The organism is Rhizobium sp. RU36D (assembly GCF_900176345.1).
Classification (GTDB): Bacteria; Pseudomonadota; Alphaproteobacteria; order Rhizobiales; family Rhizobiaceae; genus Allorhizobium.
The window spans coordinates 140,856-158,918 of sequence record NZ_FWXU01000003.1; the positions used below are offsets into that span (position 1 = coordinate 140,856).

The 18,063-nt window shown below is 61.9% G+C and carries 12 protein-coding genes; 6 read left to right on the forward strand and 6 right to left on the reverse strand.

Annotated elements, in window-relative coordinates; translation table 11 throughout:
• Positions 1–11: 11 nt before the first annotated feature.
• On the forward strand, positions 12–794 hold the full coding sequence (locus tag B9A97_RS05250; protein ID WP_084363974.1) for a glycoside hydrolase family 25 protein: 783 nt from the start codon (positions 12–14) through the stop codon (positions 792–794).
• Positions 795–932: 138 nt separating this feature from the next.
• Positions 933–2,108, forward strand: a complete 1,176-nt coding sequence (locus B9A97_RS05255) for a lytic murein transglycosylase (RefSeq protein ID WP_244564134.1) — start codon at positions 933–935, stop codon at positions 2,106–2,108.
• Positions 2,109–2,135: 27 nt separating this feature from the next.
• Here B9A97_RS05255 and B9A97_RS05260 read toward each other — a convergent pair whose 3' ends face one another.
• Positions 2,136–3,449 carry a cation:proton antiporter gene (locus B9A97_RS05260; RefSeq protein ID WP_244564135.1) on the reverse strand — a complete coding sequence of 438 codons (1,314 nt, stop codon included), beginning with the start codon at positions 3,447–3,449 and terminating at the stop codon, positions 2,136–2,138.
• Positions 3,450–3,589: 140 nt separating this feature from the next.
• Here B9A97_RS05260 and B9A97_RS05265 point away from each other — a divergent pair, with 140 nt between their 5' ends.
• Positions 3,590–4,483, forward strand: coding sequence for a DMT family transporter (locus B9A97_RS05265; protein ID WP_084364160.1), 894 nt, complete (start codon positions 3,590–3,592; stop codon positions 4,481–4,483).
• 475 nt (positions 4,484–4,958) lie between these two features.
• Here B9A97_RS05265 and metF read toward each other — a convergent pair whose 3' ends face one another.
• The 5 genes from metF to ettA all read right to left on the reverse strand — a co-directional run bounded on the left by metF (position 4,959) and on the right by ettA (position 13,838).
• A complete protein-coding gene (gene metF / locus B9A97_RS05270) occupies positions 4,959–5,867 on the reverse strand; it encodes a methylenetetrahydrofolate reductase [NAD(P)H] (protein ID WP_084363976.1) in 909 nt (302 codons plus the stop codon).
• On the reverse strand, positions 5,854–6,882 hold the full coding sequence (locus B9A97_RS05275) for an ArsR/SmtB family transcription factor (protein ID WP_084363977.1): 1,029 nt from the start codon (positions 6,880–6,882) through the stop codon (positions 5,854–5,856). Before B9A97_RS05275 ends, metF begins: the two co-directional genes overlap by 14 nt.
• A 180-nt stretch (positions 6,883–7,062) precedes the next feature.
• Positions 7,063–9,378, reverse strand: a complete 2,316-nt coding sequence (locus B9A97_RS05280; RefSeq protein ID WP_084363978.1) for a methyl-accepting chemotaxis protein — start codon at positions 9,376–9,378, stop codon at positions 7,063–7,065.
• Positions 9,379–9,734: 356 nt separating this feature from the next.
• On the reverse strand, positions 9,735–11,996 hold the full coding sequence (locus B9A97_RS05285; RefSeq protein WP_084363979.1) for a methyl-accepting chemotaxis protein: 2,262 nt from the start codon (positions 11,994–11,996) through the stop codon (positions 9,735–9,737).
• Between the two features lie 192 nt (positions 11,997–12,188).
• The gene (gene ettA / locus B9A97_RS05290; protein ID WP_084363980.1) at positions 12,189–13,838 is read right to left on the reverse strand and encodes an energy-dependent translational throttle protein EttA; all 1,650 of its coding nucleotides are present in this window, start codon (positions 13,836–13,838) and stop codon (positions 12,189–12,191) included.
• 258 nt (positions 13,839–14,096) lie between these two features.
• On the opposite strand from ettA, the gene B9A97_RS05295 reads away from it, so the two are divergent.
• The 3 genes from B9A97_RS05295 (at position 14,097) to B9A97_RS05305 (ending at position 18,056) form a co-directional block, all read left to right on the forward strand.
• Positions 14,097–15,071, forward strand: a complete 975-nt coding sequence (locus B9A97_RS05295; RefSeq protein ID WP_084363981.1) for an alpha/beta fold hydrolase — start codon at positions 14,097–14,099, stop codon at positions 15,069–15,071.
• 133 nt (positions 15,072–15,204) lie between these two features.
• Entirely contained in the window at positions 15,205–16,407 is a 1,203-nt protein-coding gene (locus tag B9A97_RS05300; protein ID WP_084363982.1) for a succinate--glutarate CoA-transferase, read from the forward strand.
• Positions 16,404–18,056: a thiamine pyrophosphate-binding protein gene (locus tag B9A97_RS05305; protein WP_084363983.1), complete on the forward strand. Its 1,653-nt coding sequence runs from the start codon at positions 16,404–16,406 to the stop codon at positions 18,054–18,056. The genes B9A97_RS05300 and B9A97_RS05305 overlap by 4 nt, the downstream gene beginning before the upstream one ends.
• Positions 18,057–18,063: the final 7 nt, after the last annotated feature.

Consider the following 18,063-nt stretch of genomic DNA (forward strand, 5'->3'; position numbering starts at 1 on the left):
ACGGATTTTCGATGCGGTGGTTATTCGCGGCGCTCTTGCCCCTCACGCTCCTGGTCGGCGGCTGTACGTCCAACAGCCTTGATGCGCTGGAAACGGCGGCGATATCCCCGCGTTTTGCCGACACAGACCCGCAGGATTTCGGCCGGATCACGCCGCACCACCATCAGGTCCACGGCATCGACGTGTCGAAGTGGAATGGCGACGTCGAATGGTCCAAGGTGCGCCAGTCGGGCGTCTCCTTCGTCTTTATCAAGGCGACCGAAGGCGGTGATATGCTCGATCCGCGCTTCCACGAATACTGGCGCGGCGCCCGGGCTTCCGGCGTGCTGCATGCGCCCTACCACTTCTACTATTTCTGCTCCACGGCGGACCAGCAGGCGGACTGGTTCATCCAGAACGTGCCGAAAGAGGCCGTGCGCCTGCCGCCGGTCCTCGATGTCGAGTGGAACCCGCTCTCGCCCACCTGCAAGCTGCGGCCGCCACCGGAGACAGTGCGTTCGGAAATGCAGCGCTTCATGGACCGGATCGAGGCGCATTACGGCAAGCGGCCGATCATCTACACCTCGGTCGACTTCCACCGGGACAATCTGGCCGGCCATTTCGACAAGTATCATTTCTGGGTCAGGGCGGTCGCCCAGCACCCGCAGGAGATCTATCCCGGCCGCCGCTGGGCCTTCTGGCAATACACGTCCACCGGCGTCATACCCGGCATCCGTGGCGAGACCGACATCAACGTCTTTGCCGGTACGGCAGCCAACTGGAAGAAATGGGTGGCCGCATCATCCGCCCGATGATGTCGAACGCCTTGATTCCTCCGGATTCCTGGGCTTGAACGGGGTCAGAATTCCGGTCGCCTGCGCCTCGAAGTCGTCAGCGTCGCCGTCATCGGAACAGTCCTGATCATTTTTCAAAATCGAGGATCTTATATGCACATGCTACGCCTCCCCCTTGCCGTCACGCTCGCCTCGCTGCTTGCGACCTCCGCCATGGCTGCCGAATGCGGCGGCGATCTCTCGACCTTCCTTCAGGGCGTGAAGGCTGAGGCCGTGGCCGCCGGTGCCTCTGCGGCAGCAGCCGACAAGGCACTGGCCGGCGCCCAGATCGATCAGAAGGTGCTGAGCCGCGACCGCGCGCAAGGCGTGTTCAAGCAGACCTTCCTCGACTTTTCCCAGCGCACCGTCAGCAAGGCGCGCCTGGATATCGGTGCAAAGAAAATCCGCGAACTCTCTGACGTCTTTGGCCGGGCAGAAAGCGAATTCGGGGTCCCCGCCGGTGTGATCGCCGCCTTCTGGGCCATGGAAACGGATTTCGGCGCCGTCCAGGGCGACTTCAACACCCGAAACGCCCTCGTCACCCTCGCCCATGACTGCCGCCGCCCGGAACTCTTCCGGCCGCAACTGCTGGCGCTGATCACCATGGTCGAACACGGAGACCTGGAGCCGGAAAGCAATACCGGCGCCTGGGCCGGCGAAATCGGCCAGGTGCAGATGCTTCCCAAGGATATCGTCGCACTCGGCGTCGATGGCGACGGCAACGGCCATATCGACGTGAAGAAGAGCTCGGCGGATGCCATCCTGACGGCTGCCAAGTTCATCCAGCATCTCGGCTTCCGTCGCGGCGAACCGTGGATCCAGGAAGTGACCGTTCCTGAAAACCTGCCCTGGGAAAAGACCGGTTTTGACGCCGGTATGACCGCTGGCGACTGGTTCAAGCTCGGCGTGAAGCCGCGCAACGGCGATACCAGCGCCGCCAATCTCGAAGGAGAACTGCTGCTCCCGCAAGGCCGCAAGGGTCCGGCCTTCATGGCCTATCCCAATTTCAACATCTATCTGGAATGGAACCAGTCCTTCATCTACACCACGTCTGCCGCCTATTTCGCCACCCGCCTGATGGGTGCCGAGCCCTATCTCAAGGGCAATCCGGAGCAGGGACTGGACGACAACCAGATGAAGCAGTTGCAGACCAAGCTGCAGGCCGCCGGACATGACGTCGGCAAGATCGACGGTATCCTGGGCGCTGGCACGCGCGTGGCCATCCAGAAAGAACAACAACGCCTCGGCATGCCCGCGGACGGCTGGCCGACGCCTGCATTGCTGGCCGCACTGTAAGCGACAGGCAAGACGAGAACGCCTCGCCTATCGGCGCTTGCCGATGGCGAGGCGTATACTATTATAGATGTGCTTGAGCACGTCGCGGCCACGCACCACTTCGTTCAGCTCGCGGGCATAGGCAAGCCGGAGCACCTGGCGATAGTTTTCCAGACGCTCCGAGGCCAGGTTCTCCAGCCGGTGCATCAGACTGACCCACAGCGGCGACAGCAGCAGCGAAACGGCCGTCACGGCAATCGAAAGCCGGAACAGGTCGAAACCGAGCGCGCCGGACGAGAAGCCCGCGGCCGCTAGCACAAACGAGAATTCCCCGATCTGCGCCATCGACAGGCCCGCGATCAGCGCGGTCTGCGGATCCGATCCGGTCTTGCGCAGCAGGAAGATGTTGAGGATCGTCTTGACCGTCGTCACCAGAACCGACAATCCGAGCACCTGCCAGAGAAATTCCCGGATGAAGTCCAGGTCGATCAGCAGGCCGATCGACAGGAAGAAGATGACCAGCAGCACGCTCTGGATCGGTTCGATGACCGGGATGACGCGGCTGCGTAGCGTCGAATTGCCGACCAGGATGCCGGCGAGGAAGGCGCCATAGGCGGGAGACAGACCGGCAATACCGGACAGGGCTGCCGCCGTGAAGCATAGCCCCAAGGCACCGAGCGCCAAGAGTTCGATCTTGTGCTCCACCCGCTCGGCAAAGGGCACCTTCAGCTTGACGTGCTTGCCGAACCACCAGAGCACGCCAGCTAGAAGCGCGACGGCGACCAGGATGCGCAGGGCGATGCTGCCATAATCGATGGCACCGCGGCCCAGGCTGGTGACGAAAATCAGCATCGGCACGACGGCGATATCCTGAGCAATCAGCACGCCGATCGCCACACGCCCAGCATTGCCGCGCAAGACGCCCATGTCCTCCAGCATCTTCATCGCCACGACGGTGGAAGACATGCCAATGATAAAGCCGAGGATAATGGTTTCCGCCGCCGTAGCCTCGATCAGCATGCCGAAGCCCAAAGCCAGCAGCATGGCGGCCAGCAACTGCCCGCCCATGACCAGAAGCGCCTGACGCAATGACAGCACGAAGGCGCGCACCGACAGCTCCATGCCGATGAAGAACAGCAGCACCACGACGCCCATTTCCGCGAACAAGGCGACGTTCTCGGAATTGTCGATCAGCTCAAGGCCGGTCGGCCCAAGTGCCACGCCGGCGACGATGAAACCGACAAGCGGCGGTTGACGTAGCCACAGGAACAGCAATCCCAGTAAGGTTGCGATGGCGATCACGCCGGCAATGGCGACAAGCGCCCCGCCATGCCCTGCCGCTTCTGGCACCGTTCCCGTCACAAGCGTTTCCAGGGGCCTCTCCTTCCAAGCGAATCCTGTTCAATATCATGCACATCAGGAATCGGGTGGCAAACCGGCGCCAGGCTGAATATGGTCTGCCGCCACAAGAGGATAATTCGATGCCGCAGCAGAGCCCATCCATGACCGCCAAGACTTGGGGCTTGCTGTTGATCCTCGGCCTGATCTGGGGCGGCTCGTTCTTCTTCGCGCGGATCGCCGTTCAGCATGTTCCGCCCTTCACGCTGGTTTTCCTGCGGCTTTCCCTGGCCGCCCTCGCGCTCCACATCTATCTGCGCGGCGGCTTTGGCCTCTATGGTGCACTGAGATCCCGCTGGCGCGAATTTCTTGTCATGGGGCTGATCAACAACGCCCTGCCCCACACCCTGATCTTCTTCGGCCAGACCGAGATCGGCGCGGGGCTGGCGGCGATCCTGAATGCCACGACGCCCATCTTCACCGTCCTGATCGCCAACAAGCTGACCACGGATGAGAAGCTGTCCTCGACCAAGCTTGCCGGCTGCCTGCTCGGCCTTGCCGGTACCGCCGTGCTGATCGGCCCCAGCGCCTTGCTGCAGCACAGCGTTCCGCTATGGGCGTTGATGCTACCGGTACTCGCCGCGGTGTCCTATGGACTGGCCAGCACCTACGGCAAGCGTTTCAAGGCCTTGCCTGCACCGGTAACCGCCACCGGCCAACTCACGGCATCGACCCTCATCATGCTGCCGGTCGCGCTCCTGGCAGACCATCCCTGGACACTGAGCCTTCCGCCAATGACGTCTATCCTTGCGATCCTGGCGCTGGCCCTGATATCCACCGCCTTCGGCTACATCCTGTTCTTCCGCATCATGGCCCTAGCGGGCGCAACAAACGCCTCCCTGGTGACGCTGCTGGTGCCGCCAAGCGCGCTGCTTCTCGGCATCCTGTTTCTCGGCGAGCGTCTTGAGGTGACGGATCTGGCGGGAATGACGCTGATCGGTGCAGGCCTCGTAGTCCTGGACGGGCGGCTTTTGCACCTGCGAAGAGCAGGTGCCTGAGACTCGGGCGCACCTTGTCCAATGGTGCAGAAATAGCACAGATCGGCATGAAAATTTGTTGCGGGGACATCCAGGCGGCAGCTTTCCTTAATGATCATCAGCTGCGACTAAATTTTATTTACCAAAATAAATTCATGGTTTTAGGCCATAAATTGGAATGTTATCCACTGACTCACGCCGCATCGCAGCACACTATTCGCTTTCCAACCGACACAAATCCGACATATTATCTGCTCGTCAACGCAAGGAGGCAGATATGGGACTAACGCATTCTTTGAATGTCCTGATCGTCGGTGCAGCGTTTGTGTTCATTGGCGCTATGCTCTTCATCTGAGACATAAGCGGCATCATCAGGCAGAACAGCTGGTAAAGATCGCATATCCCTAAAGTCGCCTTTGAGGCACGGGTTCAAAACATAAGGCGCATGGACCAGAGCGGTTCATGCGCCTTTTAGCTTTTCGCTTTCGACCAACGGTCAGGCAGCCGCTTCCGCCGGGTTCGCGGCACGGGGGCGCAGGCCAAGACGCTCGAGCGTGCCGGCGATCAACGGCACGCGGTTCATCGTATACAGGTGGAACTCGTGGATGCCTCGGCGCTGCAGGTCTGCGATCTGCTCGGCGGCGATATCCGCCGCCACTTGCGCCCGGTCCTCGGGCTTATCATCCAGCCCCTCGAAACGGTCATCGAGAAACGCCGGCACGGAAGCGCCGCAACGCCGCGCAAACCGCTTCAACTGCGTCAGGTTCTGGATCGGCATGATCCCCGGCACGATCGGGATCGCAATCCCGGCCGCCCGTACCTTGTCGAGGTAGCGCTCGAAGATATCGTTGTCGAAAAAGAACTGCGTGAGCGCACGATGGGCGCCGGCATCCGCCTTGCTCTTCAGCGTATCGATATCCACGTCGATGCTCGGGCTTTCGGGATGCATTTCCGGATAGGCCGAGACCGACACATCCAGGTCGCCATAAGCCACGAGGTCACGCACGAGATCTGCGGTGCGCTGATAGCCTTCTGGATGCGGAACATAGCTGGTGCCGACACCCGTCGTCGGATCGCCACGCAAGGCGACGATACGGCGAACACCGGCCGCGCGGAATTCCTCAACCACGGCGCGGACCTCGTTACGGGAGGCGTCAACGCAGGTCAGGTGGGCAGCCGTGGACAGCTTCATCTCGCCGACCATACGCTTCACCGCCGAAAGTGTCGGTTCCCGCGTGGAGCCCCCTGCCCCATAGGTCATGGTGACATAATCAGGATTCCAGTTCGCGAGCTCGGTTACCGTCTCCCAGAGCTGGCTTTCCATTTCATCGGATTTTGGCGGGAAGAACTCGAAGGAGATCCGCAAATTCGACTTGCCACCGGTGCCGTTGTCATTGCGCGCCATTGCCAAGCTCTCCCTGTTGAAACGTGGAATTTCTGCCGCTCACCGGAACCACCGCATCCGCATCCGCCTGACGGGCAAGCCAGATGGTCACGGTCAGCGAATTCGGACCAGATTTTGTTGGCCTGACATCCGTCACCTCCTCGACCGTGAGGCCGGTGCGCGTCAGCCATTCGGCCATCAGATCCTTGGCGAAGCCAAGCCTCAGATGGGCATGGTCTTCGCGAAGATATTCAAGGCCATGGGGCGCGAGATCGATGATCACAAGCCGTCCGCCCGGCTTCAGCAGGCGAGCGGCCTCGCTGATCGCCAGTTCCGGCTGCGGCAGGAAATGCAGTACCTGGTGCACGGTGATCAGGTCGAATTCGCCACCATCGAGCGGCAGGTTCAGGATATCGCCGTGTCGCACCGAGGCCTTGACCACCCCGGCCTTGTCCAGGTTGGCCCGCGCCACCGCGAGCATGTCGCGGCTTGCGTCGATCCCCACGGCACGGGTAAAATGCGCTTCAAGCAGTTGCAGGATACGGCCGGTGCCGGTGCCCAAGTCCAGCAGCGCATCGACCGGTTCCGAGCCGATCAGACGCAGCAGGGCCGCCTCGACATCGGCATCATCCACATGCAGCCGACGCAGTTCATCCCATTCGGAAGCGTTGCGGCTGAAATAGACCTGGGCTCGTTCCGCCCGAAGCCGCTTGACGGCGGCCAGCCGCTCGCTGTCACGCTGCAACACCTGGTCCTGAGATGAGGCGGCCTGAAGCAGCACGCGTGCCAGCTCCGCCGCATCGCCATGCTGCTTCAGCCGGAAATAGGCCCAGGCGCCTTCCTGGTAGCGGTCGATCAGCCCGGCTTCCGTCAGAAGCTTGAGATGCCGCGAAATCCGCGGTTGCGACTGCCCGAGGATATCGGTGAGATCGGTCACCGTGAGGTCGCCGGAAGCCAGAAGAACCAGCAGGCGCAGCCGTGTAGGCTCTCCAGCCGCCTTCAGCAACTCAACGAGATCATCGACACCAAAATCCATTCAACATCCTCAAACCTAATCAAGATATAAAGATATCTTTATATCGTTTCGACTGTCGATGCAAGGAAAAATCGCCGGCTTTTCTCGCCCACAGGTCGACTGTGGAGAATGCCCTTCTGAAAACGACAAACGGCCGCGCTATGGCGGCCGTTTGCAGAAGCGTGCGTGGGTCGGTTCGGCTCAGAACTCTTCCCAGTTGTCGCCCTTTGTTGCAGCAGCAGCGCCACCATAACCACCCGCGGCGGCACGAACTGGGGCACGGGCCGCGGCAGGACGCGACGGCGCCGGGCTGCGCGTGGCGGCCTGGTGGCTCGGAGCGGACGGTGCGCGCATGGCGCTGGCCGTCTGGCGAAGCGCATGAACCGGATTGCCGAGCTGGAACCCGGACAGCAGCGATTCGAGCTTGCTGCTTTCCTGCGCCAGGCCGGCACCGGCCGCATTCATTTCTTCCACCATCGCGGCATTCTGCTGCGTGGCCTGGTCCATGTGGTTGACCGCGGAGTTGACTTCTCCGAGACCCACGGACTGTTCCTGCGCGGCGGTGGCAATGGCATCCATATGCTCGTTGATGGCCTGGACGAGCTGCGCGATGGCCGTCAGGCCTTCGCCGGTATCGTTGACCAGCTTGACGCCCTCGCTGACCGCAACTTCCGAATTGCCGATCAGAGACTTGATCTCCTTGGCAGCATTGGCGGAGCGCTGGGCGAGTTCGCGCACTTCCTGGGCCACGACCGCAAAGCCCTTGCCCGCTTCACCGGCACGCGCAGCCTCAACACCGGCATTCAGCGCCAGCAGGTTGGTCTGGAAGGCAATCTCATCGATCACGCCGATGATCTGGCCGATCTGGCGCGACGAATGCTCGATCTTCTCCATGGCCGTGACGGCATTGGATACGACGACGCCGGACTTTTCGGCGCGGGTCTTGGTGTCGCGAACGAGGTCGCGGGCATCGCCGGTGCGCTTGGACGTAGCCGTGACATTGGCCGTGATCTCTTCGAGCGCCGCGGCAGTCTCTTCTAGGGAAGCGGCCTGCTGCTCGGTGCGCTTGGCCAGATTATCAGAGGCCTGCGAGATCTCGCCGCTACCGCTGGTCACAACGGTTGCCGACTGCCCAACAGCCACCAGCGCTTCGCGCAACTGGCTGACGGATGCGTTGAAGTCGTGGCGCAGGGCCTCGAATTGCGGTGCAAACTGCTCGTTGATCTCGCAGAGCAGGTCACCGGCCGCCAGCCGCTTCAGACCGGTCGCCAGAGCGCCGGTCGCCTTGGTGAGCCGCTCCTCGGCTTCCGCCTCGGCAAGCTTCTGGGCTTCCGCACGCTGACGCTCAGCCGCGGCACGATTGGCCTCGGCGCCGGCTTCCAGTTCGCGGTTGCGGATCGCGGATTCGCGGAACACTTCCACGGAGCGCGCCATGTCGCCGATTTCGTCCTTGCGCGCGACATAGGGGATCGCGCTGTCGGCATCGCCTTCGGCAAGCGCCGTCATGCGATGTCCGATCGTCCGGATCGCGCCGGAGAGCACGCTGGCAATCGCCACCATCAAGCCGACAGCCACGAGAACGAAGGCGCCGAGCAGGGAGAGGAACAGGATGAAGGACGACTGCGCAGCCTCAAGCTTGTTCACGGCGGTCTCGCGAACCTTGGTCGCGGTTTCGACAAGAAGACCGGCGACGAAGTCACGGCGCTCGGCCATGGCCTTGGTCCAGTTGTCGAGATCGGTCGGAGCCGGCGTATAGGCGAGGCTCTTGGACATGTCATCGACCGTCTTCAGGACCAGTTGGCCCGTCGGGGTCTGCATGAAGGTGTCGTAGCGCGACATGATGTCAGCATCGACGAATTCACGCACCGTGCGGGTATAGATACGAATCTGGTTGAAGCCGCCGGAGAATCGCGAGAATTCCTCGACGTTCAATGTGCCATTCTTGGTGTATTGCTGGCCAATACGGTTGAAGACCAGGAAGCCCTCGTTGAATTGCAGGAAGGCGTGATAGCCGGACACGCCATGTGCCAAATCGCTGTCCTGCATGAGATTGGCAGCGCGGGCCGTCATGCTGATGGATGCGGCCGAGAGCGGCTGCAAGTATCGCAAGGGAACCATGGCCTCGACGGGGCCCGCATCCACCATCGCGCGGAACTCCGCAAGCTTGGCATAGCGCTCGTCGACCATCTGCTTGGTGTCGGAGAGGAACTTGTCGCTGAGCCCGGTGGCCGTCACGGCAGCATAGGCGGCATCCAGGTTCTTGTAGGCCGCGTCGGTCTTCTGGCGAAGCTGCGCCCGTGTCTCGGGCTTTGCGGCACTTTCGACCGGCAGCGCCATCATCAATTCGCCACCGGCATTGCCGATGCGCTCAAGAAGCACATCGCGCGCAAGCGCGTCGTAGTTCTGATAGGCCTCGGTGACGGCGAGCGTGCCCAGCCCCAATACGGCGACGAGGGGCACCACGGCGAGTGTTGTCAGCAAAGTTCGAAAAGAAAGGGCTTCCAATAATCGGCGCATGGGCTTCTATCCTCCAAGAATTTGCCTGCGCGCTGCCGCGAACCGGCGACGGCGATCACAATTCAGTGAGGATAGGCAGAAGATTCTTATGAATTGATTTAAGTTTGCAATATCGCCGCCCGAGCCAGACTGGGAAAAGCCAACAGCGCCAGACCTTTTTGGGATATGGAAGAAGATGACGCTGCCTTGGCAATCCGGTCCACCGACGGGCCGGCGGCCTGCAAGCAGTAGCCCTAAAATATCGAGATGCCTCTTTCATGCATGCGACGCACTCGCCTTTCGGCAGTGCGTCGCCATGATCGTCGTCCGGCTTGCCAGCCTTTCAGCGCGCTTGCCGGGGCAGCACTCTCCCGCGCCTAGAACTCTTCCCAGTTCTCCCGTGCCACCGCTGTGTTGCCGACAACGGCAGGACGAGCCGAAGCACGCGCCGGCGCCGGGCTGCGTCGAACGTCCTGCACGGGCGGGCGGCCAGTAGCGTTGGACGCGGTGGCCGGGGCGTCGGTGCCGGTGCGGAACTGGCTGAGCAATTGCGCAAGATTGGCCGCTTCCTGCGCGAGGCCGGCAGAGGCCGCATTCATTTCTTCGACCATGGCCGCGTTCTTCTGCGTCGCCTGGTCCATGTGGTTCACCGCATGATTGACCTCACCCAGTCCCACCGATTGCTCATGCGCAGCCGAGGCGATCGCATCCATGTGTTCGTTGATGGTCAGTACGAGGGCAGCGATTGCGGTCAGTCCGTCGCCGGTATCGTGCACGAGCTTGACGCCTTCGCTGACGGCCAGTTCGGAATTGCCGATCAGGTGCTTGATCTCCTTGGCGGCATTGGCGGAGCGCTGGGCAAGCTCGCGAACTTCCTGCGCCACGACAGCAAAGCCCTTGCCCGCTTCGCCGGCACGCGCGGCCTCGACCCCGGCATTGAGAGCCAGAAGGTTGGTCTGGAAGGCGATCTCGTCGATCACGCCAATGATCTGGCTGATCTGCTTGGACGCATGCTCGATGCGCTCCATCGCCGTCACGGCATTGCCGACCACGACGCCGGATTGCTCCGCCCGATTGCGCGTGTTGCGAACGATGTCACGCGCTTCGCCGGTGCGCCGCGATGTGGCGGTCACGTTGGCGGTGATCTCCTCAAGCGCGGCCGCGGTCTCCTCAAGCGAGGCCGCCTGCTGCTCCGTTCGCTTGGCCAGGTCGTCGGAGGCGTGAGAAATCTCGCCCGAGCCGCCGCTGACCACATGGGCCGAGTGCCCGACCGACAGCAACACGTCACGCAATTGCTGGACCGACGTGTTGAAGTCATGGCGCAGCGCCTCGAACTGTGGTGCGAACTGCTCCTGGATCTCGCACAGCATGTCGCCGGAGGAGAGGCGCTTCAGTGCCAGCGCCAGCGATCCGGTCGCCCGGTTGAGCCTATCTTCGGCTTCGGCCTCGGCAATGCGCTGGACTTCCAGACGATCAAGCTCGGCTTTCCTGCGGTTCTCCTCGGCTTCAACCTCAAGCTGGGCATTGCGGATGGCAGCCTCGCGGAACACCTCGACTGAGCGGGCCATGCCACCGATTTCATCGCCGCGATCGGCAAACGGGATCGGCATGTCGCGATCGCCTTCCGCAAGCCGGTGCATGCGGTCAGCCGTTGCACGGATCATCCGCGAGACAGCGCGAACCACGAAGAAGAAGAGACCCAGCACGACAAGCGTCACGCCGACGGCGATCACCGCCGCGCGGATGAAGCTGCTATACAGGCTGTCGAGCTTCTGTTGTGCGCCGGCATTCAGCATCGCCGCCGTCTTCGGAATAAGCTCGCGCATCAGGGCCGCCTGGGCACCGGAAGCCTTGGTCCAGGCGCTACCGGCAGCCTCGTCAGGACCTGCGGGCGTATTCTCCTGGAGCTTGACGCGGCCGGTCGCCAGGGCCTGGCCGTCGGGACCGCTGCGGAACGCGTCGAACGGCTGGACGATCTCGGACGGCAGAAATTCGCGCATGATGGGCGTGAAGCGTTCACGCAGCCCCTTGGCATGCAGCGCAAAAGCATATTGCACCGGCTTCAGGGGTTCCCCCCGATAATATTGCTCGCCCTGGCGAAACTCGATCAGGCCGGAGTCGTTCACCTGCATCAGCGCATAATAGCCCTCGATGAAGCGCGCCAGTTGCAGATCGTTGATGGTTCCACCGGAGCGGCGCACCAGCTCAAGGCCGGCCGCCGAGGCAGGCTGCAGCACCACAAGCGCTTCGTTGGAACTCTCGACGCCCGCATCCATGTTCTTGCGATAGGCTGCAAGACCGGGTTCCTTGCTGAGGATCAGGTTAAACGCGTTCTCGATGGTATCGTCCTTGCGCCCCTGCTCCTTCCAGGCGGCAAAGGCGCTCTTCAGCTCTACCAGCCCTTCATCAACAGCCTTGCGTCGGTCGGCCCGGTTCTCCGGCGTAGCGAAAGCCTCCGCCGGCAGCACTTGGGCCATGCGGCCGCCAGCCATGGCCAGCGTCTGCACCACCATCTGCTGGTTCAATTCGGCATATTGCTGGTAGCTCGTCCAGACTGCCGAAATACTCAGCCAAAGGAATGCGACCAACGGTGCAAGAGCGATCAGATACAGTTGTTTGCGAAGCGACAGCGCAGCCATGAGACCCCCATAAACGCAAATGGCAAATCAGCCACCCAACGATTGACGGTGATGCTATGGCGAGCAAATTAATATTTGCTAAATTATAAATTAATTAACATTTTGCTGTGGTTTCACCCGCAGATCTAGCCATGAAAAAGGGCGAGCTTCGATGGAAGCCCGCCCTCTTGATTGAAGACCTGTTCGTCCGGCTCAGCGCGTCAGGCGCTTGTAGGCCTGGCTGCCGGGGTTCAGGGCATCTGGGCCGAGACGGCGGACCTTGTCCTGCTCGTAGTCTTCGAAGTTGCCTTCGAACCACTCCACATGGCCGTCGCCTTCGAAGGCAAGAATGTGGGTCGCCAGACGGTCGAGGAACATGCGATCGTGGCTGATGATGATGGCGCAGCCGGCAAAGGCTTCGAGCGCGCTTTCAAGAGCGCCGAGCGTTTCCGTATCAAGGTCGTTGGTCGGTTCGTCGAGCAGCAGCACATTGCCGCCGGCCTTCAGCATCTTGGCGAGATGCACACGGTTGCGCTGGCCGCCGGAGAGGTTGCCGACCTTCTGCTGCTGGTCGCCGCCCTTGAAGTTGAAGGCGCCGCAATAGGCGCGGGAGTTCATGTCGAACTTGCCGAGCTTGATGATTTCGGCCCCACCGGAGATTTCCTCCCAGACGGTCTTGTTGGCATCGAGCGAATCGCGGCTCTGGTCGACATAGCCCAGATGAACCGTGTCGCCGATGCGGATCGAGCCGGCATCCGGCTTTTCCTGGCCGGTGATCATCTTGAACAGTGTTGACTTGCCGGCGCCGTTCGGGCCGATGATGCCGACGATGCCGCCCGGCGGCAGCTTGATCGACAGGTCGTTGATCAGGGTGCGACCCTCGAAGCCCTTCTTGATGCCCTCGAGTTCGATGACGACGTTGCCGAGACGCTCGGAGACGGGGATGATGATCTGAGCATCGCCCGGCCGGATGTTTTCCGCCGCATCGACCAGCTGTTCATAGGCCTTGATACGGGCCTTGGACTTGGCCTGACGTGCCTTGGGGCTGGAGGCGATCCATTCCTGTTCACGCGACAGCGCCTTCTGGCGGCCGGCCTCTTCGCGGGCCTCCTGCTGCATGCGCTTGGCCTTGGCGGTCAGGTAGGCGGAATAGTTGCCTTCGTAGGGAATGCCGCGGCCTCGGTCGAGCTCCAGGATCCAGCCGGTAACATTGTCCAGGAAGTAGCGGTCGTGGGTGATCATCATCACAGCGCCGGGATAGTCGCGCAGGTGCTTTTCAAGCCAGGCAATGGTTTCGGCATCGAGGTGGTTGGTCGGTTCGTCGAGCAGCAGCAGGTCGGGCTGCGACAAAAGCAAGCGGCATAGCGCGATACGACGACGCTCACCACCCGAGAGATTGTTGACGTCGGAGTCCTTCGGCGGGCAGCGCAGTGCTTCCATCGCCATCTCAACCTGCTGTTCCAGGTCCCACAGGTTCTGGCTGTCGATGATGTCCTGGAGCTTCGCGCCTTCGTCGGCGGTCTCGTCGGAATAGTTCATCATCAGTTCGTTGTAGCGATCGAGAATGGCCTGCTTGTCGGCCACGCCTTCCATGACGTTCTCGAAGGCGTTCTTGTTGGGGTCGAGATGCGGCTCCTGCTCCAGATAGCCGACGGTCGCACCATCGGCGAGCCAGGCTTCACCGGTATATTCCTTGTCCTTGCCGGCGATGATGCGCAGCACGGTCGATTTACCGGCGCCGTTCGGACCGAGGATACCGATCTTCGCATCCGGGTAGAACGACAGGTTGACGTTCTCGAGAATCTTCTTGGCGCCATAGGACTTGTTCAGTCCCGACATATGATAGATGAACTGACGTGCCATCGATAAACTGCTCCGCAAGGGGGAAAATGGGGTTTGCCGCTATGTAGGCGAAACCGGCTACAGGAGCAATCACCAAGGACAAAATCTATCCTTGTCCGTGCGTCCTGTGCCGGCTGGGACATGGTCCGCGCGCCCTGTGCCGCTAGCTTTGGTCAAGCATCTGTGAATTCATGCGTTCATTGCGAGACAAGCCGACTTCGACCATTGCGTGAATTCGAAAAATCGCATTTGCTATATGTATGTCGAGGCGGAGGACACATGTTCAGCGAAACGAAAAGGTTCTCTAGCCCCAGTGGCGCCCTGCTCGCCTATCACCATCAGCGGGCCCGTGGCGAGGCGCGCGGACTGCTGCTGTTGAGTCACGGCATGATCGAGCATTCCCTGCGCTACGAGCCGTTTGCTCTGACGATGGCAGCGCGCGGATATCATGTGTATGCTCACGATCACCGCGGCCACGGTGAAACGACATCGGCGGAAGCGCCGCTCGGTCGTTTCTCCGATCACAACGGCGCGGAAAAGCTGATTGAAGACCTGAAAGCCATGCGCGACATGGCCAGCGTTGACCATCCCGGCCTGCCGATGCTGCTGCTCGGCCATTCCATGGGTGGGCTGATCGCGCTCAATACGGCCGCCACCCACCCCCGGGCCTTTCAGGGTGTGGCCATCTGGAACTCGAATTTCAACACCGGCCTCGGCGGCGTGGTCGCAAAGGCGGTCTTGCGCCTGGAGCGCATGTTGAAAGGTTCCGACGTACCCAGCGGCATCCTGCCCAAAGCCACCTTCGATGCCTGGGGCAAATCCATCGACAGGGCGCGCACGCCGCATGACTGGCTGTCGAGGGACCCCGTGGAAGTGGACAAATACGCCTCTGATCCCCTGTGCCGCTTCGACGCAACGGTATCGATGTGGCTGGACGTGGTCAGCCTTGCCAGCCGCGGCGCGAAGCCAGGCATGCTGGCCCGGTTGCCGAGCGATTTGCCGCTACATCTGGTCGGCGGCGGCAAGGATCCCGCGACCCGCGGTGGGCGGGATATCGCCTGGCTCGCCAATCGCCTCATTGGCAAGGGTTTTTCGCGGGTCACGCATCGTCATTATCCCGACATGCGACATGAAACGCTGAATGAAATCGGCCGCGAGATCGCCATCGAAGACTTCGCGTCCTGGTGCGACCGCATCGCCACCCTTCCCGCCGCCCCAACCCGTTTCTCCGAGGTTCTTTCCGAAACGGAATAGCCCCATGACGGAAAATCACGTGCACGCCCTGCCGCGGGAGGCTAGAGCGATGATGCCGCTCCGGCTGGGGTCACGGAGGGCGGCATAGGCCGGCAAATGCGGCTTGATGATGCGCCCCGCGGAAAGGCCCGACATGAGCGACGGCACGACAGGCTTGCCTCCCCTCCATGGCATCAGAGTTCTGGAACTCGCGCGCGTTCTTGCGGGCCCCTGGGCCGGCCAGATGCTGGCCGACATGGGCGCCGACGTGATCAAGGTGGAAAACCCCGGCGAAGGCGATGACACCCGCGCCTGGGGACCGCCCTTCGTCGAGGGCAACGACGGCGCCAACCTGTCGGCCGCCTATTACCATTCGACCAACCGGGGCAAGCGCTCCATCGCCGTCGACCTGAAGACGGAGGAAGGCCGCGAGACGGTCCGCCGCCTTGCAGCAAATTCCGACGTCCTCATCGAAAACTTCAAGCTCGGCGGCCTGAAGAAATACGGACTGGATTACGAGAGCCTGCGGGAAATCAATCCGCGCCTGATCTATTGCTCGATCACCGGCTTTGGCCAGACCGGCCCCTATGCGAATTTCGCCGGCTATGACTATATCGTCCAGGGCATGTCCGGTTTCATGTCGATCACCGGAGAGCCGGACGGCCAGCCTATGAAGGCTGGCGTCGCGATCGCTGACATTTTCACAGGCATCTATGCCGTCACGGCGATCCAGGCAGCGCTGATCCATGTGCTGAAGGGCGGCCAGGGCCAGCATATCGATATGGCGCTGCTGGATGTCCAGGCCGGCGTGCTCGCCAACCAGAACATGAACTACCTCGTCTCCGGCAAGGCACCGGTGCGGCTCGGCAACGCCCATCCGAATATCTCGCCCTACGAGGTCGTGCCCACGGCCGACGGACACCTGATTCTTGCTGTCGGCAATGACGGGCAGTTCCGCCGGCTCTGCGCCATTCTGGGGCTTGATGGCGTGGCCGATGATGAGCGTTTCGCCACCAACAAGGCGCGTGTGGCGCACAAGGGGGACGTCCAGCGCCTCGTGACCGAGCAGACCTCAAAATGGGCGAAGCGGGAGCTTCTGACCGCCTGCGAAGCCAATGCCGTTCCGGCAGGCCCGATCAATTCCATCGAGGAAATGTTCGAGGACCCCCAAGTCAAGGCGCGGGGGCTAAGGATCGACCTGCCCGATGGCGACGGCAATCTCATCCCGGGTGTCCGCACCCCCATTGTCCTGTCCGAGACCCCCTTACGCTATACAAGGCCAAGCCCGCGCCTGGGAGAACACGGCGAAGACATCCTGGCCGAACTGGCCGAACTAGAAGGAAAGGCCACGAAATGAAGAAGACTGGTGGTCAATTGATCGTCGACGCGCTGAAAGCCAATGGCGTCAAGCGCATTTCCTGCGTGCCGGGCGAAAGCTATCTGGCGGTGCTCGACGCGCTGCATGACAGCGGCATCGACACCCTGGTCTGCCGACAGGAAGGCGGAGCCGCGATGATGGCCGATACCTGGGGCCGTCTGACCGGCGAGCCCGGCATCTGCATGGTGACCCGCGGCCCGGGCGCCACCAATGCCTCTGCCGGCCTGCATATCGCCCGGCAGGACTCCATTCCGATGATCCTGTTCATCGGCCAGGTTGCCCGCGACATGCGCGAGCGCGAAGCCTTTCAGGAAGTCGAATACCGGCGCGCCTTCACCGAATTCGCCAAATGGGTCGGCGAAATCGACGACGCCCGCCGCATTCCGGAATTCGTCACCCGCGCCTTCGCCGTTGCCACCTCAGGCCGGCCCGGCCCTGTGGTGTTGACACTCCCTGAAGATATGCTGGTGGACGAGGTCGAGGCTCCCGAGGCCCAACCCTATACGCCGGTGGAAAACCATCCCGGCCCCGCCCAGATTGCCGAACTTGGCGAACTCCTGAAGACGGCAAAGCGCCCGCTCTTCATCATCGGCGGCACCCGCTGGAACGAGGAAGCCGTCGCGGACTTCAAGGATTTTGCCGAACGCTGGAAGCTGCCGGTGGGCTGCTCCTTCCGCCGCCAGATGTTGTTCGACCACACCAGCCCTTCCTATGCCGGCGATGTCGGCATCGGCATCAACCCAGCCTTAGCAAACGAAATCCGCGAGGCCGACGTGCTGGTGCTGCTCGGCAGCCGCATGTCGGAAATGCCGTCGTCCAGCTACACGCTGATCGACATTCCCTACCCACAGCAGACCCTGGTGCACATCTTCCCCGAAGCCGAGGAACTCGGTCGCCTCTACCGGCCGGATCTCGCCATCTGCGCTGCGCCTGCGGAATTCGTGGATGCGCTCAAGATGCTCGAGGCGCCGGCTTCCCCGGCCTGGGCGGAGCGCACGGACGCCATGCACGCGACCTATCTCAAGTGGTCCACACCTCCCACGACCGGCCCCGGCCAGGTCCATATGGGGCCGATCATGACCTGGATCGAGGAGAATGTCGCCGCCGACACCATCTTCACCAATGGCGCCGGCAACTATGCCACCTGGGTGCATCGCTTTCACCGTTTCCGCAAGTACAACACCCAGTCGGCGCCAACATCCGGCTCCATGGGCTACGGCCTGCCGGCAGCCGTGGCGGCCAAACATTTGTTTCCGGAGCGGGAGGTCATCTGCTTTGCCGGCGACGGCTGCTTCATGATGCATGGGCAGGAATTCATCACAGCCGTGCGCTACGGGTTGCCGATCATCACGGTGCTGGTCAACAACGGCATCTACGGCACGATCCGCATGCATCAGGAGCGGGAATATCCGAACCGCGTCAGCGCCACCGATCTGGTGAACCCCGACTTCGTCGCTTATGCCAAAGCCTTCGGCGGCCATGGCGAACTGGTGGAAAAGACAGAGGATTTTGCTCCGGCCTTCGAGCGAGCCCGCGCCAGCGGCAAGCCGGCGATCATCGAGGTCAGGCTCGACCCCGAGGCGATCACCCCCACCCGTACCTTGTCGCAGATCCGCGACAAGAGCTAAAAGCGCG